The sequence below is a fragment of the Pseudomonas sp. Z2-11 genome, assembly GCF_054161305.1.
This window is the reverse complement of the sequence record NZ_CP096395.1, coordinates 5642928-5664964: the sequence shown is the minus strand read 5'-3', so window position 1 is coordinate 5664964 and position 22037 is coordinate 5642928. Positions and strand designations below refer to the sequence as shown.

18 protein-coding genes are annotated in these 22037 nt (G+C 62.5%); 7 read left to right on the top strand and 11 right to left on the bottom strand.

The genetic code is table 11. From position 1 onward, the window contains the following. Positions 1 to 66: 66 nt before the first annotated feature. The 5 genes from M1E16_RS25245 to M1E16_RS25225 form a co-directional block, all read right to left on the bottom strand. Positions 67 to 2505, bottom strand: coding sequence for a TonB-dependent siderophore receptor (locus M1E16_RS25245; RefSeq protein WP_458128650.1), 2439 nt, complete (start codon positions 2503 to 2505; stop codon positions 67 to 69). A 218-nt stretch (positions 2506 to 2723) separates the two neighbouring features. Further along, on the bottom strand, positions 2724 to 3704 hold the full coding sequence (locus M1E16_RS25240; protein ID WP_458128649.1) for a FecR domain-containing protein: 981 nt from the start codon (positions 3702 to 3704) through the stop codon (positions 2724 to 2726). Then, complete coding sequence (locus M1E16_RS25235) at positions 3701 to 4219, bottom strand: RNA polymerase sigma factor (RefSeq protein WP_458128648.1); 519 nt, start codon at positions 4217 to 4219, stop codon at positions 3701 to 3703. Before M1E16_RS25235 ends, M1E16_RS25240 begins: the two co-directional genes overlap by 4 nt. Positions 4220 to 4428: 209 nt before the next feature. After that, positions 4429 to 5136, bottom strand: a complete 708-nt coding sequence (locus M1E16_RS25230; RefSeq protein WP_458128647.1) for a 3'-5' exonuclease — start codon at positions 5134 to 5136, stop codon at positions 4429 to 4431. Further along, positions 5133 to 7073, bottom strand: coding sequence for a putative nucleotidyltransferase substrate binding domain-containing protein (locus M1E16_RS25225; RefSeq protein ID WP_434627617.1), 1941 nt, complete (start codon positions 7071 to 7073; stop codon positions 5133 to 5135). The genes M1E16_RS25230 and M1E16_RS25225 overlap by 4 nt, the downstream gene beginning before the upstream one ends. A 252-nt stretch (positions 7074 to 7325) precedes the next feature. Between M1E16_RS25225 and M1E16_RS25220 the strand changes: the two genes are divergently transcribed. After that, positions 7326 to 7772: a response regulator gene (locus M1E16_RS25220; RefSeq protein ID WP_434571351.1), complete on the top strand. Its 447-nt coding sequence runs from the start codon at positions 7326 to 7328 to the stop codon at positions 7770 to 7772. A 221-nt stretch (positions 7773 to 7993) separates the two neighbouring features. On the opposite strand, the gene M1E16_RS25215 is transcribed toward M1E16_RS25220, so the two are convergent. Further along, on the bottom strand, positions 7994 to 10171 hold the full coding sequence (locus M1E16_RS25215) for a malate synthase G (RefSeq protein ID WP_458128646.1): 2178 nt from the start codon (positions 10169 to 10171) through the stop codon (positions 7994 to 7996). Between the two features lie 524 nt (positions 10172 to 10695). Between M1E16_RS25215 and M1E16_RS25210 the strand changes: the two genes are divergently transcribed. Further along, positions 10696 to 11214: a glycine cleavage system transcriptional repressor gene (locus tag M1E16_RS25210; RefSeq protein ID WP_434571355.1), complete on the top strand. Its 519-nt coding sequence runs from the start codon at positions 10696 to 10698 to the stop codon at positions 11212 to 11214. A gap of 217 nt (positions 11215 to 11431) precedes the next feature. Here M1E16_RS25210 and rarD read toward each other — a convergent pair whose 3' ends face one another. From rarD to M1E16_RS25185, 5 genes are all read right to left on the bottom strand, one after another. Next, positions 11432 to 12319 carry an EamA family transporter RarD gene (gene rarD, locus M1E16_RS25205; protein ID WP_434696606.1) on the bottom strand — a complete coding sequence of 296 codons (888 nt, stop codon included), beginning with the start codon at positions 12317 to 12319 and terminating at the stop codon, positions 11432 to 11434. A gap of 223 nt (positions 12320 to 12542) precedes the next feature. Beyond that, a complete protein-coding gene (locus M1E16_RS25200) occupies positions 12543 to 13517 on the bottom strand; it encodes a serine/threonine protein kinase (protein WP_305498345.1) in 975 nt (324 codons plus the stop codon). A 230-nt stretch (positions 13518 to 13747) separates the two neighbouring features. Further along, positions 13748 to 15649: a PhoX family protein gene (locus M1E16_RS25195; RefSeq protein ID WP_458128645.1), complete on the bottom strand. Its 1902-nt coding sequence runs from the start codon at positions 15647 to 15649 to the stop codon at positions 13748 to 13750. 67 nt (positions 15650 to 15716) lie between these two features. Beyond that, positions 15717 to 16481 (bottom strand): TOBE domain-containing protein, encoded by a 765-nt coding sequence (locus M1E16_RS25190; protein ID WP_434696608.1) that lies wholly within the window; start codon positions 16479 to 16481, stop codon positions 15717 to 15719. Positions 16482 to 16537: 56 nt separating this feature from the next. Then, entirely contained in the window at positions 16538 to 17278 is a 741-nt protein-coding gene (locus M1E16_RS25185; protein WP_458128644.1) for a double zinc ribbon domain-containing protein, read from the bottom strand. Positions 17279 to 17368: 90 nt separating this feature from the next. Between M1E16_RS25185 and bioB the strand changes: the two genes are divergently transcribed. From bioB to bioD, 5 genes are all read left to right on the top strand, one after another. Further along, positions 17369 to 18424 (top strand): biotin synthase BioB, encoded by a 1056-nt coding sequence (gene bioB / locus M1E16_RS25180; protein WP_039590691.1) that lies wholly within the window; start codon positions 17369 to 17371, stop codon positions 18422 to 18424. Between the two features lie 161 nt (positions 18425 to 18585). Next, a complete protein-coding gene (gene bioF / locus M1E16_RS25175; protein WP_458128643.1) occupies positions 18586 to 19764 on the top strand; it encodes an 8-amino-7-oxononanoate synthase in 1179 nt (392 codons plus the stop codon). Beyond that, a complete protein-coding gene (locus M1E16_RS25170; protein ID WP_434602029.1) occupies positions 19757 to 20488 on the top strand; it encodes an alpha/beta fold hydrolase in 732 nt (243 codons plus the stop codon). Before bioF ends, M1E16_RS25170 begins: the two co-directional genes overlap by 8 nt. After that, positions 20481 to 21293 carry a malonyl-ACP O-methyltransferase BioC gene (bioC, locus tag M1E16_RS25165; protein ID WP_458128642.1) on the top strand — a complete coding sequence of 271 codons (813 nt, stop codon included), beginning with the start codon at positions 20481 to 20483 and terminating at the stop codon, positions 21291 to 21293. The genes M1E16_RS25170 and bioC overlap by 8 nt, the downstream gene beginning before the upstream one ends. Further along, positions 21290 to 21970 (top strand): dethiobiotin synthase, encoded by a 681-nt coding sequence (gene bioD / locus M1E16_RS25160; protein WP_434571368.1) that lies wholly within the window; start codon positions 21290 to 21292, stop codon positions 21968 to 21970. Before bioC ends, bioD begins: the two co-directional genes overlap by 4 nt. The last annotated feature ends 67 nt before the right edge of the window (positions 21971 to 22037 follow it).

The following is a 22037-nucleotide window of genomic DNA, read 5'->3' as shown; positions in this document are numbered from 1 at the left end:
GGTTTTCCTTATACGAACAGCATTGCCCGACAGCGCGGCCTAAAAGATTTTGCAAATGCTAACCGTTTACCATTTGTAATTCACGCTGGCGACGACGTTGCGTTGGTCTCCGTAGTAGCAATAGAAGCCGTCACAGGTGGACAGGTATTCCTTGTTGAAGATGTTTTTCGCGTCCACCGCCACGGTGACGCCCTTGAGAGTCTTGTTCAAACGGCCCAGGTCGTAATGGGCCGAGGCGTCATACACCGTATAGGAGCCGACATGCCCCCAATCGGTGTTGGTGGTGTTGCCGTAGGTGTCGCCGACATAACGCACGCCGGCACCCACGCCGAACCCGTCCAGCGAGCCGTTGTGCCAGGTGTAGTCAGCCCATGCGGTGGCCTGGTTACGCGGAACCTGGGCCATGCGCTTGCCTTCTTCGGCCGCGGTGCCCTTGGTGATTTCGCTGTCGTTGTAGGTGTAGGAACCGACCAGCTTCAGGTTGTCGGTAACGTCGCCCGAGGCTTCCAGCTCAAGACCGCGCACCTGGACCTCACCGACCTGGCGGGTGACGTTGTTTTCGGTGACGGAGTTGTTTTTCTGGGTCAGGTCGAACACCGCAGCCGTCAACAAGGTCTTGGTGCCGGGTGGCTGGTACTTGATACCCGCCTCGTACTGTTCGCCTTCCGTCGGCTTGAACGCTTCGGTGCTGTTGACGGTTGAGCCCGCCGCCGCCTGGAACGACTGGGCGAAGGAAACGTAGGGCGTCACACCGTTATCGAAGACGTAGCTCAACGCCGCGTTGCCGCTGAATTTCTTGTCGCGCTGGGTGTTGGTGACATTGTTCTGGTTGTGGAACACGGTGCCGGTGTGGATCCAGTCTTCACGACCACCAAGGGTCAGGCGCCACTTGTCCAGGGCAATCTGGTCCTGGAAGTACAGGCCGGTCTGGTTGGTCTTCTGGTTGTAGTCATACATCGTGAAGTACTGGACGTTGGAAAAATCCTGTCCGTAGGTCGGGTTGTTGATATTGCTGGTCGGCACGCCAGTCGAACCCCAATCCCAACGCGAATTGCTGTTCGAGCGCTGGTGATCCAGGCCCAGCAACAAGGTGTGGCTCAGATCACCCGTCTGGAAGTCAGCCTGGAAGTTGTTGTCCACGGCGAACTGGCTGATGTCTTCGTCGATCACGCTGGCGCTGCGCTTGACGTTGCCGTCGGCGTCCACCGATTGGTCCGGGCCATCCGGCGAGAACTGACCGCCGGCGGAGATGCCCTGGGTTTCCAGATCGCTCTTGGTGTAGCGCAGGTTCTGGCGGAACTGCCAGGTGTCGTTCAGGCGGTGTTCAAAGGCATAACCGAGCGCGTAGTAGGTGCGGTCGTAGAATTCCCAATCCGGGTCACCGAGGTTCTTGTGATGGGAGATCTTGCCCGCCGGCGACGACAGCTTGGTGCCTTGCAGGGGCAGGAATTGCCCGGTGATGCCGGTGTCATCGCGGGTGTATTGCGACAGGAATGTCAGGCGGGTGTCGTCGTTGATGTTCCAGGTCAGGCTCGGGGCGATGTTGTAGCGCTTGTCCGGGATGTGATCGATCTGGGAGTTACTGTCGCGCACGGTACCGCTGAGCCGGTAGAGGAACTGGCCTTCGTCGTCGACCTTGCCGGTGCTGTCGAAGTTGATCTGCTTGTGCTCGTGGCTGCCGGCCTGCAACTCCACTTCATTGCTGCTCTCGGCTTGCGGGCGACGACTGACCATGTCGAGCATGCCGCCGGGTGGCGTCTGGCCGTAGACCGACGACGCCGGGCCTCGAAGCACGGCGATGCGCTCAAGGTTCCACGGCTCGATCTTCGGGGTGATGTAGTTGCCCTTGGGCAGCGGCAGGCCATCGAGGAACTGGGTCGGCACGAAGCCGCGCACCAGCAGCCAGTCATTGCGCGAGTCCGAACCGTAGCCGCTGCTCTGCACGCCGGCGGTGTAGCGCAGGGCATCGTTGAGGTTGAGCACGGAGCGGTCGTCCATCTGCTGGCGCGTGACCACCGAGACCGAGCGCGGCAGTTCGACGATCGGCGTGTCGGTCTTGGTGCCGGCGGCGGTGCGGGTGACCGCATAGCCTTCGGTCGGGCCCCAGGCGGTTTCGCTGACGCCGGCGCCGATCACGCTGGTTTCCGGCAGCACCATGACGCCCTCTGGCACGGCCACCAGGCTGTAGGTGCCGGCGCTGCTTTGTTCCAGTTGCAGGCCGGTGCCGCGCAAGGCTTCACGCAGCGCACCGGTGGCGTCGAACTGGCCTTGGACCGGTGCCGAGGTTTTACCCGAAGCCAGCGCCGGGTTAAGGCTCAGGGCCAGGCCGGCCTGGCTGGCGATCTGGTTCAGGGTGCTGGCCAATGGCGCGGCGGGGAGGTTGTAGGCGCGCACGCTGGACGCCTGCTCGGCGGCCAGCAACGGACCGCTGGCCAGCGGGGTGGCGAAGGCGATGGCAACGGCCAACAGGCTGGGGCGCAACAGGGTGTCTAGCGGGCGGGACATACGGCGGCTCCTGAATGGAAATATTTCTCAATTGCCTGTGTGCCGGATGAAAACCGAAAAGTGATAGGGGTGGATGAAAATAATTTAGATTCAGATTGCGAGCGGTTGGGTGGTGATGCAACTGGCCTCTTCGCGAGCAGGCTCGCTCCCACAGGGGTACGCATTACCTGGTGGGAGCGAGCCTGCTCGCGAAGGCGTCCTCAGAGACGCAACATTCTCTAGCGCTTGGCCTCGACCCGCGGCGCCACCACCACCCACCAACGCGTGTGATGCTCGACCTGCACCGGCAAGGTCGGCAGCAAAGCGGTCAACGCCAGGTTGGTGTCATGCAGCGGGAAACTGCCGGTAATGCGCAGGTCCGCCACCTTGGGCTCGACGCCCAGGTAGCCGCGCCGATAGCGCGCCAACTCACGGACCAGGTCTTCGAGTCGCGCGTTGTCCACCACCAGCATGCCGCGAGTCCAGGCATCGGCGCCGGGGCTCAGGGCCAAGGTTGGACCGAGGCCGTCGCGGCGCATCAGTACCTGCTGGCCTTCGCGCAGAATCTGCTCTTCAGCGATCGCTTGCGGATGCGCGGCCACCGCGGATTTCAACACGCTCAGGCGTGTACCTTGGTCTTCGAGCCTGACCAGAAAGCGCGTGCCCAGGGCGCGCATGCTGCCCTCGCGAGTCTCGACGATGAACGGGCGCGGATCGTTGTGGCCGGTTTCCACCAGGATCTCGCCTTCCTGCAGGATGACGCGCCGCTGCTTGTCGTCGAAACGCACATCCAACGCGCTGTGAGTGTTGAGGTTGATCAGCGTGCCGTCGGCCAGGCGCAACGTGCGCTGTTCACCGGTGGCGGTGCGCTGGTCGGCCAGCCAATAATCCAGCGGCAGGTAACGCTCGCCAGCGAACAGCGCCAGGCCGATGACCGCGACGACGCTGGCCAGGCCGCTGCCGACCTTGCGTACCCGCCGCCGGATGCTGACCCGCGATTGCAGCAGCGCCGCACGCGCCGGGCCGCTGGCGACGCTGAAACGCTGGTCGAGCATGCCCAGTTGCTGCCAGGCGCGTGCATGCTCCTCATCGGCGGCGTGCCATTGAGCGAAGGCTTCACGCTCCTGAGGGCTGCCATTGCCTGAGTCCAGGGACAATTGCCAGGCGATGGCCGCGTCCAACACCCGCGCCGAGACTGGCTTGGAAGAGGCCAGGGTCATGTCGGCTCACCGTAAAGGGCGATGTAGCACTGCCGCACGCCTTGGGCCAGGTATTGGCGCACCCGCGGCACCGAAACTCCCAGGCGCTCGGCGATTTCAGCGTGGCCGAGGCCGTCGAGGCGGTTATAGAGGAAGGCCGCGCGCGCCTTGCTCGACAGTTTGCCAAGCAGACGGTCGATGTTCCTGAGGTCTTCGAGGATCATCTGCTGCTCCTCTACCGAAGGTTGCTCAGCCTCGGGAATCAGCATCAGCTCGGTCAGGTAAGCCTGCTCCAGCGCGGCCCTGCGGAAATAATCAAACAGCAGGCCTTTGGCGATCGCCAGCAGAAACGCCCGGGGCTCGCGCGGTGGATGCAACCCGTCACGCCCCAGCAGCCGCACGAAAGTGTCCTGGCTCAGGTCTTCCGCCCGCTGTGGACATGCCACGTTGCGCTGTAGCCATGCCAATAGCCAGCCGCGATGGTCGCGGTACAACGCACCAACCAGATCACCGTTAGGAGTAGGAACTGACGACACGGAGCATCACCGACGCATTAAGTAACGAGAATTGTTCGCGATTGTGGCAGAGGCGGGGGCTGGAAAGCAATTGGCGCTGGTCGGGATAAAACTGTGCACTCCTGTGGGAGCGAGCCTGCTCGCGAAAGCGGTCCATCCAATACGTTGGTGCCGGCTGACAAACCGCCTTCGCGAGCAGGCTCGCTCCCACAAAAGCCTTGTTGCTTTAATTAAAGCGAAGGCGCCTGCTGCCGCCGTTTCCACTGCCCCACGCGCTGTTGCAGGTCGAGAGCGCTGTGGATGTCCTGCTGGCGGGCGCGGCTGAACAGGATCAGCGCCAGTTCCGCAGTGGCGAGGGCGTCGGCGCTGGCGTTGTGGCGCTCGAAGACTTGCAGCTTGAACCAGTCGATCCACTCGTCCAGGCCTGACTTGCGCAGATTGGCTTGCGGGCAAAGCATCGGGGCCAGGTCAGCCACGTCCAGGAACGGATGCAGCAGTCGGCAGCCCAGATAGTCTTTCATGGCGCGTCCGAGCATGTGCGAATCGAACGGCGCATGGAACGCCAGCAACGGGCTGTCGCCGACGAACTCCATGAACGCCACCAGCGCTTCGGCCGGGTCGCTGCCGGCAGCGATGGCACTGGGTGCCAGCCCATGGATCAGTACGCTTGGCCCAAGCTTCTGCTTGTCGCATTGCAAGGTCCGCTCGAACTGCTGGCTGAAGTCGATGGCGCTGTCTTCAATGACGACCGCACCGATGGACAGCACCTGATCCTTGTTCAGGTTGAGGCCGGTGGTTTCCAGGTCAACCACCACCCACCGTTGTTCCCGCAGGCTGCGCTCCGTCAACGGCGCGGCGGCGGGCAGATTGTTCAGGCGCTGCTGCAATGCGTCCGAGAGCATCGGCTGGACCGGGCGCAACCAGGAAAACAGACTCACAGCTGGTACCTCACGGTCAGGCTGCTTTGCAGGCGTTGGGCCTGGCGCAGGGATTCACGCAGGATGCGCCGGTCCAAGTGGTTGAGGCTGTCCGGGTCGACGCGGTTGGAGTAGGGCTGGTTCTCCCGCGTTTGCAGCTGATGCTGTTGCATGCGCGTCTGCTGAATGAAGTGATAGGCCTCTTCATAAGCCGCGCCGTCCAGCGGCTCGATCACCTCCTTGACGACCAGTTGCCGCAAGCGCTCCAGAGTATTGTTGGCCTCGATGCCGTTGGCGAGCGCCAGCAGGCGGGCGCCGTCGACGAAGGGGGTCAGGCCTTGTACTTTGAGGTCGAGCGTCGCCTTCTCGCCGTTCTTGCGGCTCAACACAAAATCCCTGAAGCGGCCGACGGGCGGGCGATGGCGAAGCGCGTTCTCGGCCAGCATGCGTTGGAACAGACGATTGTCGGCCACCTGATCGAGGATCTGCCGGCGCAATTGCTCGCAGCCTTGCTCGTCGCCCCACACCACCCGCAAATCGAAATAGATGCTCGAACCCAGCAGGTTCTCGGGCGTCGCCTCACGGACGAAGGCCGCGAAGCGGCGTGCCCATTCGGCGCGGGACAGGCACAACTCGGGGTTGCCGGCCATGATATTGCCCTTGCACAAGGTGAAGCCGCACAAGGCCAGGCTCTGGTTGATCTGCTGGGCGATGGGCAGCAGCAGACCACGAATCTGCGCCGCATGGGCAGCGTCCCGGGCTTCGAACAGGATACCGTTGTCCTGGTCGGTGTGCAGGGTCTGCTCGCGGCGGCCTTCGCTGCCAAAGCACAGCCAGCTGAACGCAACGCCCGGGTCGCCCTTCTCGGCGAGGGTCAGCTCGATAACCCGGCATACGGTGTGGTCGTTGAGCAGGGTGATGATGTGGGTGATCTGGGTCGATGACGCGCCATGGGCCAGCATGCGCTCCACCAGTTGACCGATTTCGCCGCGCAAGGTCACCAGGTTCTCGATCCTGGGGGCGTTGCGGATCGTCCGGGCCAGGTGCACCAGGTCGACGCGCTGCAGGGAAAACAGGTCCCGCTCCGAGACCACGCCACACAAGCGCTGGTCCTTGACCAGGCAGACGTGGGCAATGTGGCGCTCGGTCATGGCGATGGCCGCATCGAAGGCGCTGTGGTCAGGCGACAGGAAAAACGGTGCCTGGGTCATGTGCATGGTGATCGCCCCGGAAAAATCCCCGGTACCGTCGGCCACGACCTGACGCAGATCGCGCAGGGTGAAGATCCCGACCGGCGCCTTGTGTTCGTCCACCACCACGATGCTGCCGACTTGCTGCTCATGCATCAGCTTGACGGCTTCGCGCAACGGCGTTTCGGGGCTGCAACTGACCGGGTGACGCATTGCCAGCTCGCCCAGACGGGTATTGAGGGAATATTGCGTGCCCAGGGTCTGCGCGGATTTCTGCTGCACTTGCTGGTTGACCTGATCGAGCAGGCTGCTGACCCCGCGCAAGGCGAAATCGCGAAACGGGCCGGACAGGGCGAACAGCTTGATGAAGGCCAGTTTGTTCAACTGCAGGCAGAAAGTGTCCTCGCCGGCCCGGTGCTCGGTGCGGGTCGCTCGCTCACCCAACAGGGCCGCGAGGGGGAAGCACTCGCCGGTGGTGATCTCGAAGGTGGTCTCGGTGCCGCCCTTGGCCGAGTGCGGTCGCTCGCCCACTACCCGGCCTTGCTTGACGATGTAGAAGTGCTCAACCGGACCGTCGGCCGGCTTGATGATGGTTTCGCCCGGGGCATAAAAACGCAGCAGGCATTGTTCGACCAGGTAGGCCAGGTGGGCATTTTCCATCTGGTTGAACGGGGGGAAACGCTGAAGAAACTGCAACGTACCCTGGATGTTCTGCAACACCGCGGTTTTCCCTGCCTGGATGAAGGCGTCCGCTTTTTTCATAACCATTACGCAGTCTTTTTCGAATTGTTGTGGTCGGATCTGTTCCCCATGGTCGGCCCCTGAGCGCAGGGTGCCCATTGGACGTAAGTCTAGGTCGCGGCAATGGGAGCGAATCCAAGGAAAACTCCCACGCCTTGCGTCGAAAAATTCTTCTTGGAATGCACTTGGAAAAAAATCCGACGAAGTGCACATTGAAGCGCCGCAGAACGATGTCTGACCACTGTGCCAGGGGATCGATTCGAGAACGTAGAGAGCATCATGTCCGACCACGATATTTTGAGTGACGCCGAGCGCGAGGCGCTGAGTGCCGTCATGCTGGAACCCGACCTGCCGCCGCAGCGAGTCCTGATTGTCGATGACGACAAGGACGCCCGTGAGCTGCTGTCGGAAATCCTGGCATTGGATGGCATACGCTGCATGACCGCCGCCAGTGGTGAAACCGCACTCAGGATGCTGGAAACCAAGCCCGCCATCGGCCTGCTGATCACCGACCTGCGCATGGGCAATGTCGATGGCCTGGAGCTGGTGCGCCTGGTACGCGAGTCGGAGCGGGCGGCGCTGCCGATCATCATTGTGTCGGGCGATGCCGACGTGAAGGACGCCATCGAGGCGATGCATCTGAGTGTGGTGGATTTCCTGTTAAAGCCGATCGACACCGACAAGCTGCTGGGGCTGGTCAAGCATGAGTTGGGGATGGATCTTTAAGATCGTCTGTGGGAGATAGCTTTTGTGGCGAGGGAGCTTGCTCCCGCTGGGCTGCGACGCAGACCCTTTTTCCAGAACTCGGAATCTAATTGACTGTATTGCGGTCGCTGCGCAACCGAGCGGGAGCAAGCTCCCTCGCCACAAAAAGCAGTTGGATAATGCAAATGAAAAAGCCCTGATCGCAAGATCAGGGCTTTTTATTTGCCGCGATTACCGCTCAATCACAACCCATTGGCTGCCTTGAACTCGCGACGACGACGGTGCAGCACTGGCTCGGTATAGCCGTTCGGTTGGTTGGTGCCTTCGATCACCAACTCGACCGCCGCCTGGAAGGCGATGTTGCTGTCGAAGTCTGGCGCCAGCGGGCGATACAGCGGGTCGCTGGCGTTCTGGCGGTCGACCACCGGTGCCATGCGCTTGAGGCTCTCCATCACCTGGTCCCGGGTGACGATGCCATGGCGCAGCCAGTTGGCGATGTGCTGGCTGGAGATCCGCAGCGTTGCACGGTCCTCCATCAGGCCGATGTCGTTGATGTCCGGCACCTTGGAGCAACCGACGCCCTGGTCGATCCAGCGCACCACGTAGCCAAGGATGCCCTGGGCATTGTTGTCCAGTTCATGCTTGATCTGCTCGGGCGTCCAGTTAGGGTTGACCGCCAGCGGGATGGTCAGGATGTCGTCCACCGAAGCGCGGGCACGCTTGGCCAGCTCGGCCTGGCGGGCGAATACATCGACCTTGTGATAGTGCAACGCGTGCAGGGCGGCAGCGGTCGGCGATGGGACCCATGCCGTGTTGGCGCCCGCCATCGGGTGGGCGATTTTCTGCTCGAGCATCGCGGCCATCAGGTCCGGCATGGCCCACATGCCCTTGCCGATTTGCGCGCGGCCTTGCAGACCGGTGCTCAAACCGATGTCGACGTTCCAGTTTTCGTACGCGGCGATCCACTTCTCGGCCTTCATGTCGGCCTTGCGGACCATCGGGCCGGCTTCCATGGACGTGTGGATTTCGTCGCCGGTGCGGTCGAGGAAACCGGTATTGATGAACACCACGCGCTCGCTGGCCGCCTTGATACACGCCTTTAGGTTGACCGTGGTACGGCGCTCCTCATCCATGATTCCGACTTTCAGCGTGTTGCGCGGCAGGTTCAGCACGTCTTCGACGCGGCCGAACAGCTCGTTGGTGAACGCCGCTTCTTCCGGGCCATGCATCTTCGGCTTGACGATATAGACCGAGCCGGTGCGGCTGTTGCGGCGCGAGGTGTTGCCGTTGAGGCTGTGGATCGCGGCCAGGCTGGTGATCAGCCCGTCGAGAATGCCTTCCGGCACTTCATTGCCGTCCTTGTCCAGGATCGCGTCAATGGTCATCAGGTGACCGACGTTGCGCACGAACAAAAGCGAACGGCCGTGCAGCGTCACGCTCGACCCGTCCGCGGCGGTGTAGACGCGGTCAGGGTTCATGGTCCGGGTAAACGTCTGGCCGCCCTTGGCGACTTCTTCCGACAGATCGCCTTTCATCAAGCCGAGCCAGTTACGGTAGATCACCACCTTGTCATCGGCATCGACGGCGGCGACCGAGTCTTCGCAATCCATGATGGTGGTCAGCGCGGCTTCCATCAGGATGTCTTTGACGCCGGCGGCGTCGGTCTGCCCGACCGGAGTGCTGGCATCGATCTGGATTTCGAAGTGCAGGCCGTTGTGCTTGAGCAGCACTGCGCTCGGCGCCGACGTATCGCCCTGGAAACCGATCAGTTGGGCATCGTCGCGCAGACCGCTGTTGCTGCCGCCCTTGAGAGTCACGACGAGCTTGCCGTCGACGATCTTGTAGGCAATGGAATCGACATGAGAGCCGGCCGCCAACGGGGCTGCTTCGTCGAGAAAGGCGCGGGCGAAGGCGATGACCTTGTCGCCGCGAACCTTGTTGTAGCCTTTGCCTTTCTCCGCGCCATCGGCTTCGCTGATGGCATCGGTGCCGTACAGCGCGTCGTACAGCGAACCCCAGCGGGCGTTCGAGGCGTTGAGGGCGAAACGGGCATTCATCACCGGCACCACCAGCTGCGGGCCGGCCATGCGGGCGATTTCTTCATCGACATTCTGGGTCGTGGCCTGGAAATCCGCCGCTTCTGGCAGCAAGTAACCAATGTCTTGCAGGAAGGCTTTGTAAGCCACGGCGTCGTGGGCCTGGCCGGCACGAGCCTGGTGCCAGGCATCGATCTGCGCCTGGAAATCGTCGCGTTTGGCGAGTAGGGCTTTGTTCTTCGGCGCCAGGTCGTGGATGACCTTGTCGGCGCCGGCCCAGAATGCGTCGGCGGTGAGGCCGGTTCCGGGAATGGCTTCGTTATTCACGAAGTCGAACAGGACTTTGGCGACCTGCAGGCCACCGACTTGAACGTGTTCAGTCATTGCTTGCCTCACTCTGCTCAGCTATTGCGCTTTTCAGCTCTTCGATTTGGACAATGAAGCCTCGGGACATTTAAACCACAAACCCCTGGACCAGTACATGCCATTGCTGGCGGCTGGGTTAAGCCTTGCTGACGGGGCTTTCAGGGATGCGACTGGCCTGGGCAGACATCGGTGCAACATTAGGCATTGCGGTTATGTAGTGCCCGCTGCGGCATACTACATGATCAGTTACGGTTGTGAAAATCAGACTAATTGCGTCGTTCCGCGACCGACTAAAGCACTACAGTCACGGCGCGGAATCGGATGTTCTCAAAAAACAGATAGATTGTTCCAGATAAATCTAGGATTCGTACACATTTCCCCGTGGCGAGGGAGCTTGCTCCCGCTTCAGTGCGCAGCACTGATCCAGCGATTTACGATCATTACGCAGTCCAAGGCGAGCAAGCTCCTCAACCCAAAAGCGCGACCGTGTGGATTTCCCGCCTTGCCTATACTGTCCGTTCCATCAACAGAAGGGCTGCGCCATGGACCATCTCGTCATCACCGTTTTCGCCCCGGACAAACCCGGGCAGGTCGAGCGCATTGCTGAGTGTATTGCCGAGCACGGCGGCAACTGGCTGGAAAGCCGTATGTCGCACCTCGCCGGGCAATTCGCCGGGATCCTGCGCCTCAGCGCCCCGGCTGAATCTCATGAAGAACTGATCGAGGCTTTGCATGGGCTCGCGGCCCATGGCATTCGTGTGCTGATTGCCGAGAATGCGATCGAAGAATCCTGCACCTGGAAACCCATCGCCATGGAACTGGTGGGCAATGACCGTCCCGGCATCGTGCGCGACATCACGCGCCTGTTGAGCGAGCAGGGGGTGAACGTCGAGCGGCTGGTTACCCATGTTCGACCCGCGCCGATGAGCAGCGAATTGTTATTCCATGCCGAGGCGATTCTCGGAGTGCCCCTGACCTTGTCGCTGGACACCCTGCAGGAGCGCCTGGAAACCCTGGCTGATGAATTGATGGTCGAGCTGAAACTCAGCGACGAAAGCTGACGCAGGTTATCCAAGGAAAAGCTGCGCCTGCCTGTGGATAACCTGTAGAGACCCGGCGCCAGCCCAGGCCCGCCGTGCCTCAGCCAGTGATGGTCAAAAAATCACCAGTTTTCAAAGGCTTGTGCACAAACGCCGGGGATCACGTTGTGGATAACCTTGGGAAGGATAAGCGCAGGCCACGCCGGACGTGGCCTGTAGAGATGTGTTGGTTTTTTGATCAGGAGCGCCGGCGCATGCTGACCACCGCGTCGATGCTGTACACCGCCAGACCGGCCCAGATGAACAGGAACGCCACCAGCGTGCTGGACGATAAATGTTCGTCAAACAGAAGCACCGCGAGCAGCAGCACGAGCGTCGGCGCGATGTACTGCAAGAAGCCCAGCGTGGTGTAGGGCAGATGCCGCGCCGCCGCGTTGAAGCAGACCAGAGGCACCAGCGTCACGGGACCGGCCGCCACCAGCCACCAGGCTTCGGAAGTCGTCCAGAAAGCCGCCTGGGCGCTGGTGGCGGCCGGGTTGAACAGCAGCCATGCGATAGCAATCGGTACCAGCATCCAGGTTTCCACCACCAGCCCTGGCAAGGCCTTGACCGGCGCCTGCTTGCGGATCAACCCGTAGAAGCCAAACGTCAGCGCCAGCATCAGCGACACCCACGGCAGGCTGCCCACCTGCCAGACCTGTTGCGCCACGCCAATGGCTGCCAACGCCACCGCGACCCATTGCATGCGTCGCAGCCGCTCGCCGAGGATCAACATGCCCAGCAACACGTTGACCAGCGGATTGATGTAATAGCCCAGGCTGGCTTCGAGCATGCGACCGTTATTCACCGCCCAGACGTAGGTCAGCCAGTTGACGGCGATCAGCGTGCCGCTCAGGGCCAGGATCGCCAGGCGCCGCGGATTGTCCCGCAGCTCGCGCCACCAGCCCGGATGTTTCCAGACCATCAGCAGGGCCGCGCCGAACAGCGCCGACCAGAGTACCCGGTGGATGATGATTTCCACCGATGGAACGTTGGCGATGGCTTTGAAATAGATGGGGAACAGGCCCCAGATGATGTAGGCGCTCAGGCCCAGGATATACCCGCGACGCGGGTTGGCGGCTTGCATGCAGAATCCTTGCTTAGGCAGCTAACAAAGAAGTGATTGTAAGTAGATTTGTCTGATTGTGCTGTAAACCTTGCAAGGCACTGATCCGAGCAAAAGTCGGCTATGGGAGCGAGCCTGCTCGCGAAGGCGGTGAAACAGTCGCCATTTATATGACTGACGTATCGCTTTCGACAGCAGGCTCGCTCCCACAGGAGTTTCAGGTGGCCGTTGGTGCCCCGCCCAATCAAAAAAGCTTCAACGGCTCTTCCTGAAGCGCCGCCAGTTGCTCGCGCAGCGCCAACACCTGATCGCCCCAGTAACGTTCGCTGCCGAACCAGGGGAAGCTTCGCGGAAACGCCGGGTCATCCCAGCGGCGCGCCAGCCAGGCGCTGTAGTGCATCAGGCGCAGGGCGCGCAGCGGTTCGATCAGGGCCAATTCGCGCGGGTCGAAATCATGGAACTCCTGGTAGCCGTCCATCAATTCCGATAGCTGTCCGAGGCATTCCTGCCGATCCCCGGCGAGCATCATCCATAGATCCTGCACGGCCGGGCCCATGCGGCAATCGTCGAGGTCGACGATATGGAACACCTCGTCGCGGCACATCATGTTGCCGGGATGGCAATCGCCGTGCATGCGGATGTTCTGGTGGGGCGTGGCGGCGTAGGCATCTTCGACACGCTTGAGCAGATCCCTGGCCACTGATTCGTAGGCCGGCAGCAGGCTGCGGGGGACAAAGCCGCTTTGCAGCACGGTCTCCAGCGAGTCATGGCCGAAGTTCTTCACGCCCAGCGCTTCGCGATGCTCGAATGGCCGGGTCGCGCCGATCGCGTGAAGCCTTCCGAGCAACTGGCCCAGACGATAGAGCTGGTCGAGATTGCCCGGCTCCGGCGCCCGCCCGCCGCGACGGGGGAACAGGGTGAAACGAAACCCGGCGTGCTCATGCAGGCTGGCGCCGTTATGGATCAGCGGCGCCACCACCGGCACTTCGCAGTCGGCCAGCTCGAAGGTAAAGCGGTGTTCTTCCAGGATCGCTTCGTTGGTCCAGCGCTGGGGGCGATAGAACTTGGCGATCAGCGGCTCGGCGTCTTCGATGCCGACCTGATAGACACGGTTTTCGTAGCTGTTGAGCGCCAGCACGCGGGCGTCGCTGAGAAAGCCGATGCTTTCAACGGCATCGAGTACCAGGTCGGGCGTAAGGGTTTCAAACGGATGGGACATGCTGACTCCTGCGCAGCGGCAGGGCTGCCGCGTCCGACCCGGCATGGTAGCGCAAAGCAGTCATGATTGGGTCGGTGGGAGTTGCGTCGCTCTTCGTGGCGAGGGAGCTTGCTCCCGTTTGGGTGCGCAGCGCCCACAAAAAAATGGGGTCGCTGCGCAACCCGGCGGGAGCAAGCTCCCTCGCCACAAAGACGGCTGCGTTCCCACGCAGAGCGTGGGAACGCTCAGCGTCAGCCGCCGATGATCCCGCCATCCTCGCGCGTAATCACCATCACTGACGACCGTGGCTTGCCATTGGGCAGGTGCTCGGGGAAAGTCGAACCGCCGTTTTCCCCAGGGTGCTGGATGCCCACGAACAAGGTCTTGTAGTCCGGCGCGAAGCTGATCCCGGTGACTTCACAACCCACCGGTCCGACCATGAAGCGGCGGATCTCACCGCTGTTGGGGTCGGCGCAGAGCATCTGGTTGTTGCCCATGCCGGCGAAATCCCCGGCATTGCTTGAGTCGCCATCGGTCTGGATCCACAGCCGGCCGGCTTTGTCGAAGCCCAGGCCGTCGGGGCTGTTGAACATATTCTGCGCATTGACGTTGGACGATCCGGCCTTGGGCGTGCCGGCATGCACCGTCGGGTTACCGGCGACCACAAACAGATCCCACTCGAAGGTCTTGGAGGCGTGATCGTCGCGGTCGGTGCGCCAGCGCAGAATCTGCCCGTAGACGTTTTTGGCCCGAGGGTTGGGCCCGTCCACCGGTTGGCCTTCTTCGCCGCGCTTGGAGTTGTTGGTCAGGGTGCAATAGACCTGGCCATCCTTCGGGCTCACCACGATCCACTCCGGGCGGTCCATGCGGGTGGCGCCAACGGCGGTGGCGGCCAGGCGCGCATGGATCAACACTTCAGCCTGGTCGTTGAAGCCCTTGCCGGCGTCGAGGCCATTCTTGCCATGGGTCAGTTCGATCCACTGGCCCTTGCCTTTCGGATGGTCCGGGTTGCCGTCGCCGGCGTCGAAGCGCGCCACGTACAACGTGCCGTGGTCCAGCAGGTCGCGGTTGGCCTTGGGATTGCGGCGGTCGATGCGATCGCGGCTGACGAACTTGTAGATGAACTCGCCACGCTCGTCATCGCCCATGTACACAACGGCGCGCCCGTCACGGGTTTTCGCCAGCGCGGCGTTTTCGTGTTTGAAGCGGCCCAGGGCGGTGCGTTTCACCGGCGTGGACTTCGGATCGAACGGGTCGATTTCAACCACCCAGCCGTGACGATTGAGCTCGTTGGGGTTTTTCGCCAGGTCGAAACGCGGATCGAACAGGTGCCAGTTGATTTCGCGGCTGGTGACGGTAGCGCCGTAGCGCTTTTGCGCCTCATCGAACGTCAGATCAGCGTTGCTGCTGCCGAAGCAGTCGGTGAAGTTTTCTTCACAGGTCAGGTAGGTGCCCCACGGCGTCATGCCGTTGGCGCAGTTCTGGAACGTCCCCAGCGCTTTTTTGCCGCTCTTGTCGGCGCTGGTTTTCATCAGATCGTGACCGGCAGCCGGGCCGCCCAGGCGAATCGGCGTGTTGCCATGGATCCTGCGGTTGTAGCGTGAATCCTGGACGAACTGCCACTGGCCCCGGCGCCGCTGGATCTCGATGACCGACACGCCTTCGCTGGCCTGGGCCTTGTGCACGTCTTCGGCGGACTGCGGCTGGCCGCCATGGGGGAAGAGGTAGCGGTAGTTGGTGTATTCGTTGTTGATCGCCATCAGCGCCCGGTTGTCCTCGCCGGGAAACGGGAACAGGCTCATGCCGTCGTTATTGTCACCGAACTGCATTTCCTGTGCGCGGGCGGTGCCATTGCCGCTGGGGTCGAATGCCGGGGCATTTTTTTGCAGTGGCTGGCCCCAACTGATCAGCACCGAGGCTTTGTAGCCTGGCGGCAAGGTAATGGTGTCGATCGTGGCGGCGGCAATGCTGTCAAAGCCCAGCAACCTTTTGTTGCCTTCGCTCACGGCGGCGGCCATGACGCTGCGGCTCAGCAGGTTGCCGCCCAGGAACATCGCCGCGCCGCACAGAGCGCCTGCGCCGATGAAGCGGCGACGGCTCAGGCCGACGATCTTTTCCAGGTCGGTGGATTGGTTTTCTTCTAATAGGCTCATCATCAGGCTCCCTGCTGGTTTTGGCAGTCACCTTAAAGCGGGTCGATGAAGTTTATGTTTCAGCGCGCTACAACGGTGTGCCGAGCAGCACATTTGCAGGGGAAAAACGTACTTGCACCGGTGAGCCGGCGTCGAGGTTTCGTTCAACCAGCTCAAGCGGGTCTGCAAGGGCACACAACGTCTGGCCGTTGGGCAAGCCGATGCGCACTTCATTGGGGCCATCCGCAGCGACCGCGATGTGCTCGATCACGCCTTGCAGACTGTTGGCCGAGCAATCGTCCGGCTGGTCGAGTGGATACAACGCCAGCCAGCCGGCCTTGATCAGGGCCACCACTTCGGTACCGAGGCCCAGCTCCAGGCGCAGCGTGCTGTCGTGGGTGATCTGCGCGTCGATGAGCAAGCCGCGCGCCAGTTCCAGGTGTATCCGGTCGTTGTGGCCCTGGGCCTGGATGCCGACGACCTTGCCATGCAGTTGGTTGCGCGCGCTGGTGCGCAACATCAGGCGGCTGAGCAGGCCCAGGTCACCGGCGTCCTCGCTCGCTTCCAGCAACTGCGCCTGCAATACCTGCAAGCGCTGATACAGACGCAGCACGCGCAGGCCTTCTTCCGACAGTTTCGCGCCACCGCCACCCTTGCCGCCAACGCTGCGCTCGACCAACGGCCGGTCCGCCAGGTTGTTCAACTCATCGATCGCATCCCAGGCCGCCTTGTAGCTCAGCCCGGCGCTTTTGGCGGCACGCGTGATGGAACCCTGTTCGGCGATGTGCTGCAACAGGGCGATGCGTTGTGGGCGGCGGACGATATGTTGGCTCAACAGCGTAGGCAATGACATGGGTGCAAACCCTGTACGGGACGGATGCAGGACGTTGGCGCCTCGGCCACTGCGCGTCAAGCCGGATCACCGGGTTTCGGCGTGCGCGCCAGGCAATACACATCGACCCGCGCTGCACCGGCATCGAGCAGCAACCGGGCCAGTGCCTGGGCCGTGGCGCCGGTGGTGAGTACATCATCGACCAGCGCCAGGTGACGGTTGTTCAACACCGCACCGGGCGCTAAGGCAAAGGCCTGGCGCAGGTTCCGGCGCCGGGCCCGGGCGTCCAGGACCTGTTGGGCCGGGGTGTCCTGGACGCGCAACAGCAGGTTGTCTTCGCAAGGGATCCGTAGCGCTGCGCTGAGCCAGCGGGCCAGCAATGTCGCCTGGTTGAAGCCGCGCTGGCGCAAGCGGCGCGCCGCCAGCGGCACTGGCACCAGCGCATCGGGCCGCTCCAGGCCTTCGTCGAAATGATGCTGCAGCGATTGCGCCAGCAACTCGCCAAGCAGTCGACCGAGGGGCCATTTTGCCTGGTGCTTGAAGCGCGTAATCAGGCTGTCCACCGGAAAGTCGTAGGCCCATGGCGCCAGGACCCGCTCGAAGGCCGGAGGCCGCGCGGCGCATTGGCCGCAACGGAGCCCGGCCATGGGCAGCGGCAGGGCGCAAACGGCGCAATGCTCGCCGAGCCAGGGCAGTTCGCTTTCGCAAGGGGTGCAGATGGGTTGCAAGGTGTCGGTGGATTCGCCGCACAACAGACAGATCTGTTTGTTTTTTAACCAGATGTAAACCGGACCTTTGTATCGTGGTTGACAGCGCATGGCTCTTCCTTAAATATGCCGAACATCCGTGTCGCGCCTGTGGTTATTCCGTTCCCCAGGCGCTTGCCAAGCATAATCAAGGAAATGCCCATGAGCGCCAGCACCACTGCCAACCTGCGTCATGACTGGTCTTTGGCCGAAGTCAAAGCACTCTTTGTCCAGCCATTCAATGACCTGCTCTTCCAGGCGCAGACCGTGCACCGCGCGCACTTCGATGCCAACCGCGTCCAGGTTTCGACCCTGCTGTCGATCAAGACCGGCGCCTGCCCGGAAGATTGCAAATATTGTCCGCAGTCCGGCCACTACAACACCGGGCTGGAAAAAGAGAAGTTGCTCGAGGTGCAGAAGGTCCTTGAAGAGGCCGCGCGCGCCAAGGCCATCGGTTCGACCCGTTTCTGCATGGGCGCGGCGTGGAAACATCCGTCGGCCAAGGACATGCCCTACGTGCTGGAGATGGTCAAGGGGGTCAAGGCCATGGGCCTGGAGACCTGCATGACCCTGGGGCGTCTCGACCAGGAGCAGACCGAAGCGCTGGCCCAGGCCGGCCTGGATTATTACAACCACAACCTCGACACCTCGCCGGAGTTCTACGGCAGCATCATCACCACCCGCACCTACAGCGAGCGCCTGCAAACCCTGGCGTATGTACGTGATTCGGGGATGAAGATCTGTTCCGGCGGGATCCTGGGCATGGGCGAGTCCCTGGACGACCGCGCCAACCTGCTGATCCAGCTGGCCAACCTGCCGGAGCATCCAGAGTCGGTGCCGATCAACATGCTGGTGAAAGTCGCCGGCACGCCGCTGGAAAATGCCGAGGACGTCGACCCGTTCGATTTCATCCGCATGCTCGCCGTGGCGCGCATCCTCATGCCGAAATCCCATGTGCGCTTGTCTGCTGGCCGCGAAGCCATGAACGAGCAGATGCAGGCCCTGGCGTTCTTCGCTGGTGCCAACTCGATTTTCTACGGCGACAAACTGCTGACCACCGCCAACCCGCAGGCCGACAAGGACATGCAACTATTTGCGCGCTTGGGCATCCAGCCGGAAGCTCGCGAAGAGCATGCCGATGAAGTGCATCAGGCGGCCATCGAGCAGGCGCTGGTGGAGCAGAAGAGCAGCGAGCAGTTCTATAACGCCGCTGTTTGATTGCTCACCGATTCCCTGACTGGAATGCAAGACGCTGTGGGAGCGAGCTTGCTCGCGATGGCAATGGAACATTCAACATTCATGTCGACTGGCTCACCGCTATCGCGAGCAGGCTCGCTCCTACAAGGATCTTTGGCCAGTCTTTAACAGTTGAGGCCTGCATGCCCTTCGATCTTGCCGCACGCCTGGCTGCCCGTCGTGCCGAAAACCTCTATCGCCAGCGTCCGCTGCTTGAAAGCCCCCAAGGCCCGGAAGTGGTGGTGGACGGCCAGCCGTTGCTGGCGTTCTGCAACAACGACTACCTGGGCCTGGCCAATCACCCGCAGGTGATCGAGGCCTGGCGTGCCGGCGCGTCGCGTTGGGGCGTCGGTGGCGGTGCGTCGCATCTGGTGATCGGCCACAGCGGCCCTCATCACGCCGTGGAAGAAGCGCTGGCCGACTTGACCGGCCGGCCCCGGGCACTGTTATTCACCACCGGCTACATGGCCAACCTTGGTGCCGTCACGGCGCTGGTCGGACAGGGCGACACGGTGTTGCAGGACCGGCTCAACCACGCCTCGTTGCTCGACGCCGGGCTGTTGTCCGGTGCCCGTTTCAGCCGTTACTTGCACAACGATGCCCAAAGCCTGGCGACCCGCCTGGAAAAAGCCATCGGCAATACCCTGGTGGTCACTGACGGCGTGTTCAGCATGGACGGCGACATCGCCGACCTGCCGGCTCTTGCCCGCGCAGCACGGGCCAAGGGCGCCTGGCTGATGGTCGACGATGCCCATGGCTTCGGCACGCTGGGTACCACCGGCGGCGGTGTCGTCGAGCATTTCGGCCTGAGCCAGGAAGACGTACCGGTCCTGGTAGGGACGCTGGGCAAGGCGTTCGGCACCGCCGGGGCTTTTGTTGCCGGCAGCGAAGAATTGATCGAAAGCCTGATCCAGTTCGCGCGCCCCTACATCTACACCACCAGCCAGCCACCGGCGTTGGCCTGCGCCACGCTCAAGAGCCTTGAGTTGCTGCGCAGCGAGCATTGGCGGCGTGAGCATCTGCAATTGCTGATCCGCCAGTTCCGCCACGGTGCCGAGCAGATCGGCTTGCAATTGATGGACAGCTTCACGCCGATCCAGCCCATCCTGATCGGCGACGCGGGACGGGCGATGCGGCTGTCGAAGATGCTGCGCGAGCGCGGGCTGATGGTCACCGCGATCCGCCCACCCACCGTGCCGGCCGGCAGCGCTCGGCTGCGTGTGACGTTGACCGCTGCCCACAGCGAAGCCCAGGTACAACTATTGTTGAATGCACTGGCCGACTGTTTTGCGCAACTGGGAGCGGAGCCAAGCCATGCGTGATCGACTGATATTGCTGCCCGGCTGGGGCTTGGGCGTTTCGCCCCTCGAACCGCTGGCGGCGGCCCTGCAAGGGCTCGATGAGCACTTGCAAGTGGAAATCGAGCCATTGCCTGCACTGGTGTCGAGCGACCTCGGTGAATGGCTCGATGAGCTGGATGCCACGTTGCCCCAGGATGCCTGGCTGGGCGGCTGGTCCCTGGGCGGGATGCTGGCCGCGGAACTGGCGGCACGTCGGGGCGAGCGTTGCTGTGGCCTGCTGACCCTGGCGAGCAACGTGTCTTTTGTAGCCCACCAGCATTGGCCGAGCGCGATGCCCGCTGACACTTTCGATGGATTTCTCGCCGGATGCGCCGCCGATCCGCGGCAGACCCTCAAACGCTTCAGCTTGCTGTGTGCGCAAGGCTGTGGCGACCCGCGCGGATTGTCGCGATTGCTGCTGGCCGGCGCGCCGAACACCTCGCCTGAGGTATTGATGGCCGGGCTCGAGCTGCTGGCGCGACTGGACACGGGGGTTGCCTTGCAGGGTTTTCGAGGCCCGCAATTACATCTGTTTGCCGGGCTCGACGCGCTGGTGCCTGCCGAGGCTGCGGGAGAACTGCTGGCGATGCTGCCAGATGTCGAAATCGGTCTGATTGAACAGGCCGGCCACGGATTCCCACTGGAGGACCCCCACGGCGTGGCGGGGGCGATCCAGGCTTTTCTGCATGAGTCCGGTGATGACTGATTTATCTGTTGTGAAGTTGCCGGGCGCCTTGCCCGACAAACGTCAGGTCGCGGCCTCGTTCTCCCGGGCGGCAGCCAGCTATGACAGCGTCGCTGAACTGCAGCGCGACGTCGGACAGCAATTACTGTCGCGGCTGCCCGTCTCGTTTATGCCGGGACGCTGGTTGGACATGGGTTGTGGCACCGGTTATTTCACCCGCGCCCTTGGTGCGCGGTTCGGTGAGAGGGCGGGTGTTGCGCTGGATATCGCCGAAGGCATGCTCAACCACGCCCGTCCTCAAGGCGGCGCCGCGCATTTCATCGCCGGTGATGCCGAGCGGCTGCCGTTGCAGTCGGCCAGCTGTGACCTGGTGTATTCCAGCCTCGCTGTGCAATGGTGTGGCGATTTTGCCTCGGTATTGAGCGAGGCCTATCGTGTTCTGAAACCCGGTGGGATGTTTGCCTCCACCAGCCTGTGTGTCGGCACGTTATACGAGTTGCGCGACAGCTGGCGTGAAGTGGATGGCCTGGTACACGTCAACCGTTTCCGCGCATTCGATACCTATCGACAGCTGGCCGACGCCAGCGGGTTGCGCGTCGTCAGCCTGGAGAATCGCCCGCATGTTCTGCATTATCCCGATGTACGTGCCCTGACCCACGAATTGAAAGCATTGGGTGCGCACAATCTGAATCCTGGTCGTCCCGGTGGGTTGACGGGCAGGGCGAGAATTTTCGCGCTGGTCCAGGCCTATGAAAAGTATCGCCAGGCCCAGGGCCTGCCGGCCACTTACCAGGTGGTCTACGCCGTGCTGGAGAAACCGCTATGAGCCAGGCTTATTTCATCACCGGCACCGACACCGACGTGGGCAAGACCACTGTTGCGGCGGGGCTGCTGCACGCGGCCAGGCGGGCCGGCATGAGCACCGCCGCGGGCAAGCCCGTAGCTTCTGGTTGCGCAGTGACGCCCAAGGGCCTGCGCAACGCCGATGCCTTGGCCCTGTTGGCCGAATGTTCGGTGCCATTGACTTATGCACAGGTCAATCCGGTGGCATTCGAACCGGCGATCGCACCTCACCTGGCCGCCCGGGAAGCTGGCGTGGCATTGACCGTGCAATCCTTGCTCGGGCCGATGCGCGAGGTGCTGGCTCTGGATGCGGATTTCACCTTGATCGAAGGCGCGGGCGGCTGGCGTGTGCCGCTGGCCGGGCAAGACAATCTTTCCGACCTTGCGATAGCGTTGGGCCTGCCGGTGATCCTGGTGGTAGGAGTACGCCTGGGCTGCATCAGCCACGCGCTGCTGACCGCCGAGGCCATCGCCCGGGACGGCTTGCCGTTGGCCGGCTGGGTAGCAAACATCATTGATCCGGCCACGTCGCGCATGGAAGAAAACCTCGCGACCCTCGCCGAACGCTTGCCGGCGCCCTGCCTGGGCCGAGTCGCGCGAATCAAGGACGTGACGGCCGAAGCGGTGGCCGAACATCTGCAACTGGATCTGCTGGACTGACCTCGAACCAAGGTTTTGGCTATGACGCGGCACTGTGCCATTAGTGTTTTTGTCGAGCCTTTTCCCC